Annotated in this window: 17 protein-coding genes; 4 read left to right on the forward strand and 13 right to left on the reverse strand. The window is 64.3% G+C overall.

Annotated features, from left to right (window positions below; translation table 11 throughout):
• Positions 1 to 56: 56 nt before the first annotated feature.
• The 8 genes from nirD (LJ655_RS24065) to LJ655_RS24100 are packed head-to-tail and all read right to left on the reverse strand — an operon-like array spanning position 57 to position 6632.
• Positions 57 to 389 carry a nitrite reductase small subunit NirD gene (gene nirD / locus LJ655_RS24065; RefSeq protein WP_230563712.1) on the reverse strand — a complete coding sequence of 111 codons (333 nt, stop codon included), beginning with the start codon at positions 387 to 389 and terminating at the stop codon, positions 57 to 59.
• Position 390: 1 nt separating this feature from the next.
• Positions 391 to 747 carry an SUF system Fe-S cluster assembly protein gene (locus LJ655_RS24070; protein WP_230563713.1) on the reverse strand — a complete coding sequence of 119 codons (357 nt, stop codon included), beginning with the start codon at positions 745 to 747 and terminating at the stop codon, positions 391 to 393.
• Positions 748 to 774: 27 nt separating this feature from the next.
• Complete coding sequence (gene sufU, locus LJ655_RS24075) at positions 775 to 1230, reverse strand: Fe-S cluster assembly sulfur transfer protein SufU (protein ID WP_230563714.1); 456 nt, start codon at positions 1228 to 1230, stop codon at positions 775 to 777.
• A complete protein-coding gene (locus LJ655_RS24080) occupies positions 1227 to 2480 on the reverse strand; it encodes a cysteine desulfurase (protein WP_230563715.1) in 1254 nt (417 codons plus the stop codon). The genes sufU and LJ655_RS24080 overlap by 4 nt, the downstream gene beginning before the upstream one ends.
• Positions 2477 to 3802, reverse strand: a complete 1326-nt coding sequence (gene sufD / locus LJ655_RS24085) for a Fe-S cluster assembly protein SufD (protein ID WP_230563716.1) — start codon at positions 3800 to 3802, stop codon at positions 2477 to 2479. Before sufD ends, LJ655_RS24080 begins: the two co-directional genes overlap by 4 nt.
• A 42-nt stretch (positions 3803 to 3844) precedes the next feature.
• A complete protein-coding gene (sufC, locus tag LJ655_RS24090; RefSeq protein WP_230563717.1) occupies positions 3845 to 4627 on the reverse strand; it encodes a Fe-S cluster assembly ATPase SufC in 783 nt (260 codons plus the stop codon).
• 13 nt (positions 4628 to 4640) lie between these two features.
• Positions 4641 to 6089, reverse strand: a complete 1449-nt coding sequence (gene sufB, locus LJ655_RS24095) for a Fe-S cluster assembly protein SufB (RefSeq protein ID WP_230563718.1) — start codon at positions 6087 to 6089, stop codon at positions 4641 to 4643.
• Between the two features lie 12 nt (positions 6090 to 6101).
• Entirely contained in the window at positions 6102 to 6632 is a 531-nt protein-coding gene (locus LJ655_RS24100) for an SUF system Fe-S cluster assembly regulator (protein ID WP_230563719.1), read from the reverse strand.
• A 441-nt stretch (positions 6633 to 7073) separates the two neighbouring features.
• Here LJ655_RS24100 and LJ655_RS24105 point away from each other — a divergent pair, with 441 nt between their 5' ends.
• Positions 7074 to 7229 carry a hypothetical protein gene (locus tag LJ655_RS24105; protein ID WP_230563720.1) on the forward strand — a complete coding sequence of 52 codons (156 nt, stop codon included), beginning with the start codon at positions 7074 to 7076 and terminating at the stop codon, positions 7227 to 7229.
• 274 nt (positions 7230 to 7503) lie between these two features.
• Here the strand turns inward: LJ655_RS24105 and LJ655_RS24110 are convergent, their stop codons facing one another.
• The gene (locus tag LJ655_RS24110) at positions 7504 to 7686 is read right to left on the reverse strand and encodes a hypothetical protein (protein WP_230563721.1); all 183 of its coding nucleotides are present in this window, start codon (positions 7684 to 7686) and stop codon (positions 7504 to 7506) included.
• A 183-nt stretch (positions 7687 to 7869) separates the two neighbouring features.
• On the opposite strand from LJ655_RS24110, the gene LJ655_RS24115 reads away from it, so the two are divergent.
• Positions 7870 to 8085 (forward strand): hypothetical protein, encoded by a 216-nt coding sequence (locus tag LJ655_RS24115; protein ID WP_230563722.1) that lies wholly within the window; start codon positions 7870 to 7872, stop codon positions 8083 to 8085.
• Positions 8086 to 8182: 97 nt separating this feature from the next.
• Here LJ655_RS24115 and LJ655_RS24120 read toward each other — a convergent pair whose 3' ends face one another.
• A complete protein-coding gene (locus LJ655_RS24120; protein WP_230563723.1) occupies positions 8183 to 9082 on the reverse strand; it encodes a LysR family transcriptional regulator in 900 nt (299 codons plus the stop codon).
• 94 nt (positions 9083 to 9176) lie between these two features.
• Here LJ655_RS24120 and tam point away from each other — a divergent pair, with 94 nt between their 5' ends.
• Positions 9177 to 10004: a trans-aconitate 2-methyltransferase gene (tam, locus tag LJ655_RS24125; protein WP_230563724.1), complete on the forward strand. Its 828-nt coding sequence runs from the start codon at positions 9177 to 9179 to the stop codon at positions 10002 to 10004.
• A 205-nt stretch (positions 10005 to 10209) separates the two neighbouring features.
• Positions 10210 to 10575, forward strand: coding sequence for a hypothetical protein (locus tag LJ655_RS24130; RefSeq protein WP_230563725.1), 366 nt, complete (start codon positions 10210 to 10212; stop codon positions 10573 to 10575).
• Positions 10576 to 10832: 257 nt separating this feature from the next.
• Here LJ655_RS24130 and LJ655_RS24135 read toward each other — a convergent pair whose 3' ends face one another.
• The 3 genes from LJ655_RS24135 to nirD (LJ655_RS24145) all read right to left on the reverse strand — a co-directional run bounded on the left by LJ655_RS24135 (position 10833) and on the right by nirD (LJ655_RS24145) (position 16976).
• Positions 10833 to 12200 carry an MFS transporter gene (locus LJ655_RS24135; protein WP_230563726.1) on the reverse strand — a complete coding sequence of 456 codons (1368 nt, stop codon included), beginning with the start codon at positions 12198 to 12200 and terminating at the stop codon, positions 10833 to 10835.
• Between the two features lie 161 nt (positions 12201 to 12361).
• Entirely contained in the window at positions 12362 to 16546 is a 4185-nt protein-coding gene (locus LJ655_RS24140; RefSeq protein WP_230563727.1) for a bifunctional nitrate reductase/sulfite reductase flavoprotein subunit alpha, read from the reverse strand.
• Between the two features lie 64 nt (positions 16547 to 16610).
• Positions 16611 to 16976, reverse strand: a complete 366-nt coding sequence (gene nirD / locus LJ655_RS24145) for a nitrite reductase small subunit NirD (RefSeq protein WP_230563728.1) — start codon at positions 16974 to 16976, stop codon at positions 16611 to 16613.
• Positions 16977 to 16988 lie beyond the last annotated feature (12 nt).

A 16988-nucleotide genomic window follows, 5' to 3' on the forward strand; every position in this document is an offset into this window, starting at 1 on the left:
ACGCGACGTTGCTTTCCTGTGAGGTGAACCGCGAGCCAGCCGGCATGCAGTTCGTATCAGAAATCACGCTCATCCCACCGCGTGTCGCGCACCTGCACGATTCCGGCCTCGATGCGCACTGGAAACACCGCCACGTCTTCGTACGCCGGCGGCGCAAGCACCCTGCCCGTTCTGATGCAGAATCGCGCGCCGTGTCGCGGGCACACTACCGCGTCGTCCTCGACCGTACCGCCGGTCAGGATCCCGCCGTCATGCGGGCAGATATCCTCGATCGCGTAACAGGTGCCATCCAGATTGAATACCGCCACCTGTGTGCCGTCCACATCGACACTGCGCACCGAACCCGGCGGGAAATCGGATATCGCTGCGACATCGACCCAGCCAGACATGTCAGAGCATCCCCAGTTGCAATCGTGCGGCCTCGGACATCCGCTCTTTCGTCCACGGCGGGTCCCAGACCAGTTCCACCCGCACGCTGTTCACGCCTGCCGTCGAATACACGGCGTCTTCGACCGTTGCAGGAAACGTCTGCGCGACCGGACAACCGGGCGCAGTCAACGTCATGCGGATCGTCACCTTGCCTGCTTCATCGTCCACGTCCAGGCCATACACGAGCCCGAGATCATAGATGTTGACGGGAATCTCCGGGTCGAACACCGTACGTAAGGCTTCGATCACGCGCAAACGCAGATCGCCGTCACCGGAGTCCAGCGCGTCGGCCCGTTTCAACCAATCGAACCCGCTCATGTCCGTTCGCCCTCACTGCCCATTGCATCATTCCGTCGATATGGCGTCATGCTCGTCATGCAACGCTGCACGCAAGGTATGCCATGCGAGCGTCGCGCACTTCACACGCGCCGGAAACTCGCGCACGCCCGAGAGCGCCGCGAGCTTGCCCAGCTCTGTGCCGTGTTGCGCCGGCGTGTCCGCCGGGGCCGTCACCATCTCATGAAAGGACCCGAAGAGCGCCTCCACTTCCTGCTCGGTGCGGCCCTTCAAGGACTCCGTCATCAGCGAAGCCGATGCGATCGCGATCGCACAACCGGCCCCCTCGAACCCGGCGTCTTTCACGACACCGTCCTCGATACGCAGATACAGCGTGATGCGATCTCCGCACAGGGGGTTATATCCCTCCGCCCTGTGATTCGCATGGGTCAGCGCATGGCAGTTTCTCGGCCGACGATAGTGGTCGAAAATGACTTCCTGGTAGAGATCGCGCAAGTTGCTCATTGCCCGAACACCTCCTGCACACGCGCAATTCCTTCGACAAGCGCATCGACCTCGGCCCGCGTGTTGTACAGCGCGAACGATGCGCGCACGGTTGCCGCAACACCATAGCGCTGCATGACGGGCATCGCGCAATGATGGCCAGCACGCACCGCAATACCGTAATGATCGAGAATCGTGCCGACGTCGTGCGCGTGAACCCGGTCGAGCACGAACGACAGAATGGCCGCTTTTTCGCGCGCGGTGCCGATCAGCCGCACTTGCGGGACGGCGCGCAATGCCGCTGTTGCATACGCGAGCAGCTCGGCCTCATGCGCGCCGATCGGATCGGCGCCGATTGCACTCACATAATCGAGCGCCGCCGCGAGTGCGATCGCGCCACAAATGTTCGGCGTGCCCGCCTCGAATTTCCATGGAATGGCGTTGTAAACGGTCTTTTCGAACGTGACCGAGCGGATCATTTCACCGCCGCCTTGCCACGGCGGCATCGCTTCCAGCCTGTCCGCGCGCGCGTAAAGCACGCCGATTCCCGTCGGGCCGTACACCTTGTGCCCCGAGAACGCATAGAAATCGCAATCGAGCGCCCGCACGTCGACGGGCAGATGTGCCATTGCCTGCGCACCGTCGACCAGCACCGGCACGCCGCGCGCATGGGCCATGCTGGTCAGCCGCGCGACGGGGTTGACGGTGCCGAGCGCGTTCGACACATGCACGATGGAAACGAGGCGGGTGCGCTCGCCAAGCAGCCGGGCATAGGCATCGACGTCGAGCGCGCCGCTGTCATCGATCGGCACGACCTTCAGCACCGCGCCAGTTTGCTCGCACACGAGTTGCCAAGGCACGATGTTCGAGTGATGTTCCATGGCGCTAATGAGAATCTCGTCACCTGGTCTCGCGAGTGGACGCAGATAGCTTTGGGCAACGAGGTTGATCGCCTCCGTCGTACCGCGGACGTACACGATTTCCTCCGCACCCGCTGCATTGACGAAGCGCGCAATCCGCGCACGAGCGGCTTCATAAGCGTCCGTGGCCCGCTCGGACAGGTAATGCACGCCGCGATGCACGTTGGCATTCATGTGCTCGTAATAGGCGCGTTCCGCGTCGATCACGGATGACGGCTTCTGGGTGGTCGCCCCGTTGTCGAGGTACACCAGCGGTGCGCCGCGCACCTGTTCGCGCAGAATCGGAAAGTCGCTTCGCCAGCGCGCGACCGTTTCAGGGTCCGGGACACACACAGCTTCAAACGGCTTCATATCAGCCCCCGCATATGCTCGGCTTCCGGCACACGCGCCAGCAGCAGTTGCGTCAGTCCGCTGCGCACCGAGCCGATGTTCACCCGTTCCACGCTGTCGCGCGCAAACGCCCACACGAGCAATGCCCGCGCCATGCGCTCGTCGATGCCGCGAGAGCGCAGATAGAACAACTGGTTCTCGTCGAGCTGACCGACGGTTGCGCCATGGGTACACTTCACGTCGTCGGCATGGATTTCCAGTTGCGGCTTCGTGTCGATCTGCGCGTCGCGCGACAGCAGGAGGTTGTAGTTTGCCTGATGCGTGTCGCTCTGCTGTGCGTCCCGATGCACGATCACGTTTCCGTTGAATACGCCATGCGATGCGCCGTCGAGCACCCCACGGTAGTATTCACGGCTCGTGCCATGCGGCTTCTCGTGATCGATGCGCGTGTGATGATCGGCATGTTGCCTCGCGCCCACGAAGTACAGCCCGTTCAGTTCGGCGTATGCATCGGCGGCCTCGAGCCTCGTGTCGATCTGCGTGCGTGACAGTGCGCCGCCGAGCGCGAACGAATGTGACGTAAAGCGGCTCGCCCGCTGTTGCGCGACGTCGACGCGCGCGATGTGAAAGGCGCTGCGCGCTTCCTGCTGGAGACGGCAATGCTGGACGTTTGCTTCGTCGCTGGCCACGATCTTCGTCACCGTGTTGAGGAAATATGCATCGTCGGCGATGCCGACGAACTGCTCGACGACCGAGCAGCGCGAGCGCGCGTCCGCCAGTATCGCGTTGAAAGGGTGTATCGCGAGGTTGGCCTCATCGGTCAGGAAAAGCACGACGAGCGGTGCGTCGATCACGCAGCCCGGCGGCAGCAGCAGCACATAGCCGTCGCTCAGAAAAGCCGTGTTCAGCGCCTCGAAGCCATCATGCGCAGCGTGCTGCGCAATGACGCCCCGCAGCCGTTCCGGTATTTCCCGTATCGCGCGCGCGAAACTACCGACGAATGCGCCATCCGGCAACGCGGGCACGTGCGACAGTCTCGGCACATGGCGTCCGTTGACGAACACGAGCCGGCCTGCCGCCTTATCGGGTACGAGGTCCTCCACGATCTGTGCAAGGTCCGGGTCCTCGCTGCGCGACGACGTCAAATGCCACGGCCGCTTCGCGATCGTGGCCACATTCGTGTACTTCCAGTCTTCCAGCTGGATCGAGGGAAAGCCGAGCCCTTCAAACTGCTCGAACGCATCGCGCCGCGCGCTGCTCAGCCACGGGAGATCTGCGCCGGGCAGCGACATCGACTCGGTCCGGAATGCCTGATGGAGGTACTCGAGCGTCGTTTCACTCATTGGACGTCCACTCCTCGCAACATCATGTGGGGTTACCTCGCGTCAGTGCGCGGCAGGCGGTCCGGCCTGCCGCTCGCCCTGCGCATCGACATCGAGCCAGCCGTAACCCTTGCGTTCCAGTTCGAGCGCGAGCTCGCGCGTTCCCGACTTCACCATGCGCCCGTGCGAAAGCACGTGCACGTAATCAGGCACGACGTACTCGAGCAGACGCTGATAGTGCGTCACCAGCACGATCGCGCGCTCGGCGCTGCGCATCTGGTTGACGCCCCGCGCCACCACCTGCAACGCGTCGATATCGAGGCCCGAGTCCGTTTCGTCGAGCACCGCGAGGCGTGGCTCCAGCACCGCCATCTGGAGGATCTCGTTGCGCTTCTTCTCGCCCCCCGAAAACCCTTCGTTGACTGCGCGATACAGCAGGGCTTCGTCCATCTGCATGAGCGCCATCTTCTGCTTGACCACCTCCAGGAATTCCATTGCGTCGAGTTCGGCAGCGCCGCGGTGTTTGCGCTGCGCATTCAACGCAGCCTTGAGCAGGTACACGTTGCTCACGCCCGGGATTTCGACCGGGTACTGAAACGCGAGAAAAAGCCCTTCCCGTGCCCGCTCCTCCGGCGCCATCGCGAGCAGGTCACGGCCCGCGTACCGCACGCTGCCGCCCGTCACGCGGTAATGTGGGTGCCCGGCCAGCACGTGCGCAAGCGTGCTCTTGCCCGAACCGTTCGGGCCCATGATCGCGTGCACCTCGCCCGCTTTCACGCGCAGATCGACACCGCGCAGAATCGCCTTGCCGTCCACTTCAACGCTCAGGTTGCTGATTTCAAGCATGGTCGTCGTCCCGTCAGCCTATGCTGCCTTCCAGACTCACGCCGAGCAGCTTCTGTGCTTCCACCGCGAATTCCATGGGCAGTTCCTTGAACACTTCATTGCAAAAGCCATTGACGATCATCGACACCGCGTCCTCCTCCGACAGGCCGCGCTGCCGGCAGTAAAAGAGCTGCTCCTCGCCGATGCGCGACGTTGATGCCTCGTGTTCCACCTTTGCAGTCGGATTCTTCACCTCGATGTACGGAAACGTGAGCGCGCTGCATCTGTCGCCAAGCAGCAGCGAATCGCACTGCGTGTAGTTACGGGCGTCTTCCGCGCGGCGGGCGACCTTCACGAGCCCGCGATAGGCGTTGCTGCCGTGACCCGCGGAAATGCCTTTCGACAGGATGGTGCTACGCGTGTTGCGGCCGAGATGCGTCATCTTCGTGCCGGTGTCGGCCTGCTGATAGTTGCTGGTGAGCGCCACCGAATAGAATTCGCCGACCGAATTGTCGCCCTGCAGGATCACGCTCGGGTATTTCCACGTAATGGCCGAGCCTGTTTCGACCTGGGTCCACGAAATCCTGGAGTTCGCTTCGCGACAGTCGCCGCGCTTCGTCACGAAGTTGTAGATCCCGCCGCGCCCCTGTGCATCGCCCGGATACCAGTTCTGCACCGTCGAGTAGCGGATTTGCGCACCTTCCAGCGCAACCAGTTCCACCACCGCTGCATGCAACTGGTTCTCGTCACGCATCGGCGCAGTACAGCCCTCCAGGTAGCTGACGTATGCCCCTTTATCCGCGATGATCAGCGTGCGCTCGAATTGCCCCGTGTTGCGGGCGTTGATCCGGAAATAGGTGGAGAGCTCGATTGGACAGCGCACGCCCGGCGGGATATAGCAAAACGACCCGTCGCTGAACACCGCGGAATTCAGTGCGGCGAAAAAGTTGTCGGTAGGTGGCACCACCGAGCCGAGGTAACGCTGCACGAGTTCAGGATGCGTTTGCACCGCGTCGGAAAATGAACAGAACACGATGCCGAGCGCGCCAAGCTTTTCGCGAAAGGTCGTCGCGACCGACACACTGTCGAATACGGCATCCACCGCGACGCCCGCCAGAACCTCACGCTCCTTCAACGGTACGCCAAGTTTTTCGTACGTGCGCAGCAACTCCGGATCGACCTCCTCCAGGCTCTTCGGACGATTCTCCGGGGCGATAGGCGCCGAGTAATACGCGATGTCCTGATAGTCGATCGGCGGGTGCGCGACCGTGGCCCAGTTCGGCTCGGTCATCGTCAGCCAGTGCCGGTACGAAGCGAGGCGCCATTCGAGCATGAACTCGGGTTCCTTCTTCCTTTCCGAAATCAGCCGGATTACATCCTCGGACACACCGCGTGGCAAGGTATCGGACAGCACGTTCGTCACGAATCCATGCGGGTAGCCGCGCCGGATCAGATCGTCGATGCTTGACGCGGTCGAACTCATGCATGACCTCCTTCAACGTTTCTGCGGCGTCATGGCAGGCTTGCGTGGCGAGAACGAAATCACCTGTGTGCGGTCGATTCCCGCATGATCCAGCGGCAACCCGCCGCGCGCGTGAATTGCGCTGATGTCGGCCTTCCTCAGTGTCGAGCCTGCCATATCGGCGAGCGACACCTGGCGGAGCGCTTCCAGTATCAGCCGGTCGACCTTCTGCCAGTTCGCACGAGCGCTGCAAACCGCCTCCTGGGTGCACAGCCCCGGCAACGCGCTGCACTCGGTCATCCCGAACGGCCCGTCGATGACGGAGATGACGTCGGACAGCGTGATTTGCTGCGGCGGCAGCGCGAGCTGATAGCCACCGCTCACCCCTCGCACCGACACGAGCACGCCACCGCGGACGAGCGTCTTCATCAGCTTCGACACGGTCGGCGCCGGGATGCCGGTGGTCTCGGCGAGGCTGCCGGCACTCTTCACGGCGTCCGGACTGCGTGCCATCGTGATCACGATCACGGTGGCGTAATCGGCCAGCTTGCTCATCCGCAACATGACTGTGCCCCACCTATCCGTCGACGTCGAATGGGTACCGGATTAGTCCCGATTCATTAAGAAGGGTAGCACCTGTACCTGGGATATATGAAAGACATCACTGTGCGTGCATGTTCTTGCCGGATTCGGCCGGATTGTCGTCGCCCAAACCGGACCGGATCTTCGCTCCTTCGCAGTCGCGGATTATGAAGGTATGCGAATTGCTGGTCCGTATGCGATTGCTTCGCTACCGGGTGATTGTCTGTAGCGGGTGCTGGCCGTTGCATCACTCAGCCGATTCATTTCCGAAACGCTACCGCCTGCAATGAGAGAACGATGTCGGGGAATATTTCGCACGTCCCAATCGTTTACCGTAGCGACATCACCGTAAGGGCCGCGGCATCCGCCCACTAGCATGGCGTGCGCGCGGCGCCGCGTGGTCCGTCCATAGGAGAGTTGAACATGAGACTGTCAAGACTGGTATCGACCACATTCGTGATCCTCGCGCTGGGGTTCGCATCGCTCTCGCTGACCGCCTGTCAATCCACCGGCGACATGAGTTCGTCGGGCAGCGGCAGCGGCAGTAGCAGCGGTAGCAGCAGTGGCGGCGGCTACTGATTCTGACGCTTGCGCGAGCGCCTTCTCGGGGTGAACGCCGAGGCGGACCCGCTCTTGCTGCTGCGGCAACAGCGCAGGCGGCGCTCGGCCGCCCCGCCTCCCGCACCGATTGCGCGGCCATTGCCCGCGCGGCAGCGCGCCGCAGCACGCTGCTGCGACTCCTCAAGATGCCCAGCGAGCGGCCCCGCTCTGGCCCCCACGGCACTGTGCAGTTTTTTCAATCACCTGGATGCTCCGCGGCGCGTCGAGGAATTCCGACGCATTCTCCCTAACCTCAGCCACCGCCTATCCCCTGCAGCACCTTGCCCGTGCCGCCGCACAGGGCGCACGCTACACCCCCGACCGAGCCCGCTCCAAGGCAGGCCGGACAGAGGTCCTCGCCGACGCCAGGCGCGTCGGCCGGCCCTTCATCACCGGGATTGAGGGGCTTTTGGTCATCTGGCGTTGATGGGTCCATGGAATCCTCCGCCGAAACTGTATATGTTCGATGAAGCAACAAGCGGACCGCACGCGCTGCGCACTCCCGCGTTAGCGACGGCTGTACGAAAGTGTTGCCATACGAACGGTTCGTCAGACTTATCAAGCCGGTCCCAGCGGTTTAAAGTCCAGTGCACCAGCAACACACAACAAGGAGACAGCCATGCTGAGCCCGCATGAATTCGCGACACTGCTCCTCGTCGAAACCGAGCCTGAGCACAGTCGCCTCGACCGCAGTGAATTGATGGCACTGATGGACCAGCACCTGGTCGCGCTCGAAAAAACCGCAAGCGGCGCTTCGCTGCCAAGACTCACACCAGCCGGTCACTCGCTGTTGCACACGTTGGCCTTGTTGCGACTGACTGACACCCGCTACTAGGCCCATCGCCACTGTTCCATCGGCTCCCGCTATGTAATTGCTTCGCGCGTTACTGGAGCGCCGGAGTGCGCCCGTTTGGCATGCGCATCGCGGATTGTCATGCGGTTTTCAGCGTCGCCTGCTCGCGGATCATGTCGTACAGCGCCTGCGCGGCCGGCGAGAACTGGGCGGTCTTGCGCGCCACGAGCACCAGCGTGCGGGACACGGCAGGTTGCGTGAGCTCGACGGTACGCACGTTCGGATATGCGCCCTTCTGCAACGCGAGCGCGGGCACCACGGCCGCGCCGACGCGTTGCGCGACGAGCCCAAGCGCGGTCGAACTGCGCTGCACCTCGTAGAACGAACGCAGCGCGAGCTCGCTCGATTCCAGCGCGACGTCGAGCAGTGCCCGATTGCCGCTGACCTCGCCGGCGAAAATCAGCGGAAACGCCTGCAACTGCCGCCACGCGATGCGCCGGCGCTTCGCGAGCGGATGATCCTCGTGGCAGATCAGCACGTAGCGGTCTTTGGTGAGCGGCACGGCCGCGAGATCAGGATGATGCTCGCGCGCGATATTGATGCCGAACTCGACCTCCCGGCGCAGCACCGCCTCCTCCACCGCCGACGACGCATGATCGAGAATCTTGATGCGGTTATGCGGATAGCGCGCCGAATAGGCCTGCAGGATGCGCGGCAGGTACTGAACGCCGACAGTCGGCACGCACGCGATCGACACGTCACCGCGCCGCGCGATCCCCGTTTCGCGAATCTCGGCCAGCGCATCGGCGAGTTCGCCGAGCAGCCGGCGCGCCTGCGGCAGAAAATTGCGGCCGATTTCCGTGAGCGCCATCGAGCGCGTGGTGCGCTCGATCAGCGTGACGCCAAGATAGGTTTCGAGCTTGCGCAGCCGCTGCGTGATCGCCGTTTGCGTCACGTGCAGCGAATCGGCCGCGGCCTGGAAGCTGCCGCGATCGGCAATCGCGACGAAAGCCTGCACGCCGAGGGTGTCGATTTTCATTAGAAAAATGAAGCAATCGGAATCATAAATTCATTTTACTCTGCCCCGCGAGCGGCCGAGAATGCCCTCACCGAACCCCACCGAGGAGCGAGCAATGACCGGGAAGACCACCAGCGAGCATCGCGACTGGCACGCGAAGCAGTACATGCTGTTCGAGAACGAGCGCACGCGCCCGGTGCGCGATCTGCTCGCTGCGGTGCCGATGGACGGCGCGCGGCTCGCGGTCGACATCGGCTGCGGGCCCGGTAATTCCACCGAGGTGCTGGCCGGGCGGCTGCCGGGCGCGCAGGTCAGCGGCATCGACAGCTCGGCCGACATGATCGCGGCGGCCCGCGAGCGTCTGCCGCAATTGCGCTTCGACATCGGCGACATCTCGACGTGGGACGCGCGCGGTCCCTACGACGTGATCCTCGCGAACGCGGTGCTGCAATGGGTGCCGGACCACGAGCGGCTGTTCCCCGCCCTGGTCGCAAAACTGGCCGCGGGCGGCAGCCTCGCCGTGCAGATGCCCGACAATCTCGACGAGCCCGCGCACCGCCTGCTGCGCGAAATCGCCGCCGACGGGCCGTGGGCGCCAAAGCTGAAGGGCGTCGGCCGCGCGATTCGCCACGACGCGAGCTGGTACTACGCACTGCTCGAACCGCTGTGCGCGCGTGTCGATGTGTGGCGCACTGTGTACCACCACCCGCTCGCGGGCGCCGACGCAGTGGTCGAATGGTTCAAGGGCAGCGCGCTGCGGCCGTTTCTCGCCGCGCTCGACAACGCCGAGCGCGGCCCGGCCGACCGCGGCCCGGCCGAGCGCGACGCGTTCCTGCAACTCTATCGCGACGAAATCGCCAAAGCCTACCCGGCGCTCCCCGACGGCACGGTGCTGCTGCCGTTTCCGCGGCTTTTCATCGTGGCGACGCGCGGCGAGCGCTGAAATCGCTCCCGCAGACCGTCCGCGAGTCGTTCGGCGCGCCCGCACCCCCTGCCGATGCGCCGCGCGAGCCCACCTGTGGCCGCGTTGCGCGCCAGGGTTGCACAGGAATTGCCGCCCGGGAATTCCGCATGCTAATGTTGATAGAAAGCGGAGGACGGCGCCCGCCGGCCTCACCGGGAAGCCATTTACTGCAGCGAGCGTCGCCATGAGTGATGTACGCCAACATCTGAGTCCCCGTGACCGTCTGGAGCTGTTGTGCTGGCTCACATGCGGAAGCCTCGGCGCTTATTACCTGAACGAAGACTGGCCCGACGCGGCGTTTCACGTGCAGGCCGCGCATAAGTGGCTCGACCGCCGCGCGCGGGAGGCCGACTGGCTGTGTATCGCCAGGCTGTCGGCCACCGCGGTCGAGATCGCGCGGCGCCATGCGCGGTTCGTCGACACCGACTGGGCGCGCGACGCGGTCGAAGAAATTCTCGACACCGACGAACTCGACCCGCAAGCGCGGCTCGTCAGGCAGGTTCTGGCCGACTGCCAGAACGCGCTAGCCGACAAACGCATCGCCGACTAGGTGCGCGCCGGCTTTTATTCCTGCGGTTCTTCTCTCTTTGTGCAGCGGTTCCGGGGCCAGTTTCTGGCCCCTTTGCGTTGTATCGCGCTGCTTTGCACGATCGGCCGGTCCACCCAGGCGCACTGCTGCGGACCTGTAAAATCTGCGACCGCCGCCACCGCCCGTCGTGCTTCGACCATCGTCTTCAGCCTCAGCAGCCCCTGATCCCATTGCTGATGCGTGCGACGCCGCAACGACCGAACGCCGCACGCCCTGCCTCACTCCGTTGCATGCGCAGGCATGACGCCGCGTTGCATCGACCACGCCATCCACGGCCGGCGCAGCGCGACGATCGCGAGAAACGCGCAGGCGGACAACGTGCCGAACGTCGCAAAGCCCATCTGGTAACTGCCGGTGCTCTCCTTCGCGATGCCCATTACGACCGGCAGATAGAAGCCGCCGATGCCACCCGCCGCGCCGACGATGCCCGACATCAGCCCGGTGCGCCCAGCCCAGCGATGCGGCACGAGCTGGAACGTCGCGCCATTGCCGAGACCGAACGCGACGTACATGCAAAGCAGCAGCGCGATGCCCGCCGCGAACGATGGCATTGCCGAGGCGAACAGGAAATCGCAGATCGCGATGACCGCGAGCAGCACGGTCAGCGCGCGTACGCCCGACACGCGGTCGGCAACCAGCCCGCCGAGCGGACGCACCATCGCGCCAGTCGCGGCGAGCAGCGCCATGAACAGACCCGCGTCGATCTTCGACAGCTGATACAGATTGGTAAGCAGCAGCGACACGTACGAGGACATGCCGACGAAACCGCCGAACGTGATGCTATAGACGAGCATGATGACCCACGTATCGCGCTCGGCGAGCACCGAGCGGTAGCGCTGAGGCAGCACCGCGATCGCGAGCAGCGCGCCGACCACCGGCAACAGCAGCACGCCGGTCTTGCCCGCGCCGAACAGCCCCGCTTCGACGAGCAGCACGAGCACGATCAATCCCGCGAAGGTGGTCACGAAGCTGCCGAAGGCGCGCAGCACGCTGCCGGTTTTGACGCCCGCGTCGTTGGCCCAGAAGTACAGCGTGATCGCGGCGATCGCGAGCAGCGGCAAGGCGCCGCCGGCCGCGAGTTGCCAGCCGTAGCGCGTCGCCAGTTGCGGGAACAGAAAGCCGTCGAGCACCGCGCCGATATTGCCGGCCGCGGCCAGACCCAACACCAGCCCCTGCACTTTCGGCGGATAGTTGCTGCCGGCCATCGGCAGCGCGACCGCGAAGCTGGCGCCGCCCACGCCGAGAAACACGCCGAGCACCAGCAGCATTTCATACGACGGCACCGCTTGCAGCAGCGGCAGCACGATCGTCGGCACCGCCGAGAGCAGCACGCCCATCAACGCGATGCGTTTGCCGTGCGCCGACTGATACAGATTGCCGAGCGTCACACGCAGAATCGCCGCGGACAACACCGGCACCGCGACGAGCAGACCCTGCTGCGCGGGCGTCATCGAAATGCTCTTGCTGATGAACGGCGCGAGCGGTCCGTACAGCACCCAGACGGTGAAGCCCGTGTCGAAATACAGGAAGCAGGCGACGAGAGCGCGCCAGTCACCGCTTCGGAGAGAGTGCATCACGTTTTTCATCAGATATCCTCACTAAACAAGTTGCCTGGTAATCCGGTTGTAGCGTTACTGAGCTTTTGCACTGGCATGTCGACCAGAATCTTTTCACCGGGAATCAACATGCAAGCGTCATGCCATTTCGCCTTTCATCTCGCAGCTTCCGGTTCGCATGAGCCGCGGGCTCAATACACGTCGCGTGCATAGCGCTTTTCGCGCGTCAGACGACTGACGTACTCGTGTGCTTTCTCTTCACTCATGCCGCCGTGTGTCGCGACCACATCCTTCAGTGCCGCATCGACGTCGCGAGCCATCCGGTTCGCGTCGCCGCACACATAGAAATGCGCACCGTCTTCGAGCCATGCCCACAATTGCGCACCGTGTTCGCGCATGCGGTCCTGCACGTAAATCTTGTCGGCCTGGTCGCGTGAGAACGCGACGTCGAGCCGGGTCAGCAGACCGCTCGCGCGCATTGCTTCGAGTTCGTCGCGATAGTAGAAATCGGTCGCGGCGTGCTGTTCGCCGAAGAACAGCCAGTTACGTCCGCGCTCGCCACGCGCCTGCCGTTCGTGCAGAAAGCCGCGAAACGGTGCGATGCCCGTGCCTGGTCCGACCATGATCATCGGCGCGTCCGATTGATGAGGAGGACGAAAGTGCGCCGACTTCTGCACGAACACCGGCACGTCGGCGTCGGCCGCGCGATCGGCGAGAAACGTCGACGACACGCCCTTGCGATGCCGCCGTCCGTTGCTGTAACGCACCGCGGATACCGTCAGATGCACTTCGCCCGGATGTGCCTTGGGGCTCGATGCGATCGAATACAGACGCGGCTGCAAGCGCTTGAGCATGCCGGTCAGTTCGGCGGCCGTCAGGCTCACCGGGAATTCGTGCAATACATCGGCGAGCTGCTGTCCCCACAGCCATTGCTTCAGATCGGCCTTGCGTTCGGGCGCAAGGAGATCGCGCAGCACGCTGTTTTTGCTACGCGCGGCAACGAACGCGAGCGCTTCGGCGCTCGGCCTCGCGATTTCGTAGTGCTTGCCGAGCGCATCGGCGAGCCGCATCTCCCCGAGACCTGCCACGTGCACCGGCGCCTCGGCGTGCAGACCAGTCAGCGTGAGCAGCTCGTCGACGAGTTCGGGGCAGTTGCTGGGCCACACGCCGAGCGCATCGCCCGCTTCGTATTCGAGGTTCGTGTCGCCGGTTTGCAGCGATACGTAGCGCGTATCCTTCGCGGTGCCCTGCCGGTTCAGGCGCAGATTGCCGACGACGCGCGACGCGGCCGGCCGCGCCTTGGTCGGCACAGCGCCCACGACCGCGTTGATCATGCCGCCCGGGGGCACCGCATGCAGCGCGACGTCCGCCTCCTTGATGCACACGATCACGCGTTCGAGCCAGGCGTCGGCACTCTGTTGATAGTCGCTATCGCAATCGACACGCTCGGTCAGGCGCAGCGCCCCTTGCGCGGCGAGCCGCTCGTCGAGACGGCGACCGTGACCGCAGAACTGATCGTAGTTGCGATCGCCGAGCGCAAGCACCGCGAAGCGCACGCCGTCCAGGCGCGGCGCCGTATCGGCGTTCAGTTGCGTCCAGAAATCCTGCGCATTGTCGGGCGCATCGCCGTCGCCGAACGTACTCGTCATCAGCAGCAGGTATTGCGCTTTGGCGAGCGTCGCGAACGGAAAGTCGGCCATGCACGCGGTGCGGATCTCGAAGCCCGATTCCATCAGACGCGTCGCGTACCGCTCCATCAGCGATTCGGTGTTGCCGGTTTGCGAGGCCCACAACAGCGTGACCTTGGGCCGTGCGCGCACGATGCGCACACCGGATTCGCGTGATGCTTCCGCTTGCGCCGCGTTCAGCATTGCAGTGGCGGGCCGCGGGAGCGCTGTCGGGCTGCGGCTATACAGCCCGGCGAGCAAACCATCGACAAAGAGCCGCTTCGCCGCATCGAACGGCGCGCTGTGCGGCAGCACCGGCACACTGTCGATGCCTTGAGTTTCCGCAGAACGCAGGCCATTGACGAAGCCCGCCAGATACGCGCGCTCAGCCTCGCTGAGCGAGGGGGCGATCACAGGCTCCGGCGGCAATTGCAGCAAACTCGTGAGGGCTTCGATACGAGGCATGGCTTGATCCTTGACGCTGGGCGTGAATGCCGCTGCGTCGGCAGGGGGAGAGAGCGCGTCGTGTTCATCGGGCGTGTCTGCGACCCGATCGGTTCTGACCGGACTCAGCGCGACCGCGCAGGCTTTCAGTTCGGGCTGCAGCGAAACCTGATCGACCGCGTCGTTGGTCACCGCGTTGATGCACAGGTCGTCGCCGAACACGTCGTTCCAGTGCATCGGCGCGAAGCACTGGCCCGCGCTCACGCGCTCGGTGACGACGGCGGGCAGGATCGCGCGACCGCGCCGCGAACGGATCTCGACCGCGTCTTTCGCACGAATGCCGAGCCTGGCCGCATCGTCCGGGTGAACCTCGACGAACGGTCCGGGGTTCAGCTTGTTCAGCATCGCGACCTTGCCGGTCTTGGTCATGGTGTGCCATTGATGCTGCACGCGGCCCGTGTTCAGTACGATCGGGAATTCGCGATCAGGCAACTCGGCCGCCGGCGCATACGCGCGCGCGAAGAATTTCGCCTTGCCGCTGGCGGTCGGAAAAGCGAGGCGCGCCCGGCTGCCATCGTCAGCTTCTCGAAGCGTCTGACTCACGCCGTCATTGAGGTAGCGAACCGGATTGCGGTCGGACGAATCGGCTGACGCGACTGGCCATTGCAACGGCGTGTCCTTCAGTCGGCGATGGCTCGCGCCGCGCAGGTCGTAGCCCGTCGCCGGATTCGCCGCACGCGTGAGTTCGGCGAACACTTCGTCGGCGCTCGCATAGCTGAACGCGTCGGCATAACCCATCTCGCACGCGATGCGGGCGATGATCTGCCAGTCGGGCAAGGCCGCGCCGGGTGGCTCGACCGCTTGCTGCATCAGCGTCAGATTGCGCTCCGAGTTGACCATCACGCCTTCGGCTTCCGCCCACAGCGCACCGGGCAACAGGACGTCGGCGTAACGGTTCGTCTCGGTGTCGAGAAACGCGTCCTGCGCGATCACGAGGTCGGCTGCCCGCAAACCGGCGATCGCGGCCTGCCGGTTCGGGACCGTCGCAACCGGATTGGTGCAGATGATCCAGCACGCCTTGATGTCGCCCGCGGCCATGCGCCCGAACAGATCGATCGTGCCGTTGCCCGCATCTGCTTTCAGCGTTCCCGGGGCGATGCCCCACAGCTCTTCGACAAACGCGCGGTCTTCGGCGACCAGCGCCGAACGCTGCCCCGGCAGCCCGGGGCCCATGTAGCCCATTTCCCGGCCGCCCATCGCGTTCGGCTGGCCGGTCAGCGAGAACGGTCCGCTGCCGCGCCGGCAAATGCGGCCCGTCGCCAGATGCAGATTGCACAGCGCATTCGTATGCCACGTGCCGTGCGTGCTCTGGTTCAGTCCCATCGTCCAGCAACTCATCCAGTCTTTGGCCGACGCGATCATTTGCGCGGCGCGGCGGATGTCGTCGGCGGCGAGGCCCGTGATGCGCGCGACGTTCTGCGGCGTGTACTGCGCGAGGAACGCGGGCATCGCGTCCCAGCCTTCGGTGTGTTCGGCGATGAATGCGGCGTCCGTGGCGCCGTTTTCATGCAGCAGATGCAGCAGGCCGTTCAGCAGCGCGAGATCGGTGCCGGGCTTGATCTGCAGGAACAGGTCGGCTTTCTCGGCGGTCGTGTTGCGGCGCGGATCGACGACGATCAGCTTCGCGCCCGCTTTTACGCGATCCATCATGCGCAGGAACAGAACTGGATGACAGTCGGCCATATTCGCGCCGCTGACGAAAAACAGGTCCGCGTGATCGAAGTCTTCGTACGAGCCGGGCGGGCCGTCCGCGCCGAGCGACAGCTTGTAGCCGCTCGCCGCGCTCGCCATGCACAACCGTGAGTTCGCTTCGATATTGTTCGTGCCGATAAAACCCTTCGCGAGCTTGTTGACCAGGTACTGCGCTTCGAGCGACATCTGCCCCGAGACATAAAACGACAGCGCGTCGGGACCGTGCTCGTCGAGCAGATGCCGCAGGCGCGCAGCGGTGTTGCTCAACGCTTGCGCCATCGGCAGCGGCACCGGGTCTTCGTCGCGCGCATGACGCACGAACGCGCCTTCGAGGCGGCCCGACCTGCGCAGCGCGACGTGGGCGGACTGCCCCTTCGTGCAAAGCCTGCCGAAATTGGCCGGATGCTCCTTGTCGCCGGCGATCTTCACGACCTGGCCGTCCTCGACGTGCAACACGATGCCGCAGCCGACGCCGCAATAAGGACACACGCTTTTTACGCTGGTTGCAGACATGCGCGAATGATCTGGTTAGGAGGCGGAACGATGAAGCGCGGATCGATGAAGCGAGGCCGTTACGTCAAACCGCGACCCACACCTGGCCGTTTTCGACGCGCGTGGCGAACGCACTGACCGAATACGACGGCGTTTCGAGGCATTCGCCCGTGCGCAGGTCGAAGTGATGCTTGTAGATCGGCGAAGCCACCACGACACGTTCGCCGAGACTGCCGACCAGCCCGCGCGAGAGCACCGCCGCTTGCGAGCCCGGATCGAAGTTTTCGAGCGCATAGACCGCGGGCGCGAAATGCGGCTCCCCTTCGCCGCCCTCCACGTGAAAGACGGCCACCTGTTCGCCGTTGACAAGCGCGCAGACGCCGGTGTTCGGCACGATGTCGTCGAGCGCGCAGACCGCAGTCCAGGCGCGGGGCAAGTGTTCGTTCTTCATGACCGGGCTCCT

Source organism: Paraburkholderia translucens (genome assembly GCF_020881035.1).
Taxonomy (GTDB): domain Bacteria; phylum Pseudomonadota; class Gammaproteobacteria; order Burkholderiales; family Burkholderiaceae; genus Paraburkholderia; species Paraburkholderia translucens.

What these genes read in the sequence shown, in the direction of transcription:
- nirD (WP_230563712.1), bottom strand. Translation starts at nt 389, where the DNA reads ATGTCTGGCTGGGTCGATGTCGCAGCGATATCCGATTTCCCGCCGGGT.
- LJ655_RS24070 (WP_230563713.1), bottom strand. Translation starts at nt 747, where the DNA reads ATGAGCGGGTTCGATTGGTTGAAACGGGCCGACGCGCTGGACTCCGGT.
- sufU (WP_230563714.1), bottom strand. Translation starts at nt 1,230, where the DNA reads ATGAGCAACTTGCGCGATCTCTACCAGGAAGTCATTTTCGACCACTAT.
- LJ655_RS24080 (WP_230563715.1), bottom strand. Translation starts at nt 2,480, where the DNA reads ATGAAGCCGTTTGAAGCTGTGTGTGTCCCGGACCCTGAAACGGTCGCG.
- sufD (WP_230563716.1), bottom strand. Translation starts at nt 3,802, where the DNA reads ATGAGTGAAACGACGCTCGAGTACCTCCATCAGGCATTCCGGACCGAG.
- sufC (WP_230563717.1), bottom strand. Translation starts at nt 4,627, where the DNA reads ATGCTTGAAATCAGCAACCTGAGCGTTGAAGTGGACGGCAAGGCGATT.
- sufB (WP_230563718.1), bottom strand. Translation starts at nt 6,089, where the DNA reads ATGAGTTCGACCGCGTCAAGCATCGACGATCTGATCCGGCGCGGCTAC.
- LJ655_RS24100 (WP_230563719.1), bottom strand. Translation starts at nt 6,632, where the DNA reads ATGTTGCGGATGAGCAAGCTGGCCGATTACGCCACCGTGATCGTGATC.
- LJ655_RS24105 (WP_230563720.1), top strand. Translation starts at nt 7,074, where the DNA reads ATGAGACTGTCAAGACTGGTATCGACCACATTCGTGATCCTCGCGCTG.
- LJ655_RS24110 (WP_230563721.1), bottom strand. Translation starts at nt 7,686, where the DNA reads ATGGACCCATCAACGCCAGATGACCAAAAGCCCCTCAATCCCGGTGAT.
- LJ655_RS24115 (WP_230563722.1), top strand. Translation starts at nt 7,870, where the DNA reads ATGCTGAGCCCGCATGAATTCGCGACACTGCTCCTCGTCGAAACCGAG.
- LJ655_RS24120 (WP_230563723.1), bottom strand. Translation starts at nt 9,082, where the DNA reads ATGAAAATCGACACCCTCGGCGTGCAGGCTTTCGTCGCGATTGCCGAT.
- tam (WP_230563724.1), top strand. Translation starts at nt 9,177, where the DNA reads ATGACCGGGAAGACCACCAGCGAGCATCGCGACTGGCACGCGAAGCAG.
- LJ655_RS24130 (WP_230563725.1), top strand. Translation starts at nt 10,210, where the DNA reads ATGAGTGATGTACGCCAACATCTGAGTCCCCGTGACCGTCTGGAGCTG.
- LJ655_RS24135 (WP_230563726.1), bottom strand. Translation starts at nt 12,200, where the DNA reads ATGAAAAACGTGATGCACTCTCTCCGAAGCGGTGACTGGCGCGCTCTC.
- LJ655_RS24140 (WP_230563727.1), bottom strand. Translation starts at nt 16,546, where the DNA reads ATGTCTGCAACCAGCGTAAAAAGCGTGTGTCCTTATTGCGGCGTCGGC.
- nirD (WP_230563728.1), bottom strand. Translation starts at nt 16,976, where the DNA reads ATGAAGAACGAACACTTGCCCCGCGCCTGGACTGCGGTCTGCGCGCTC.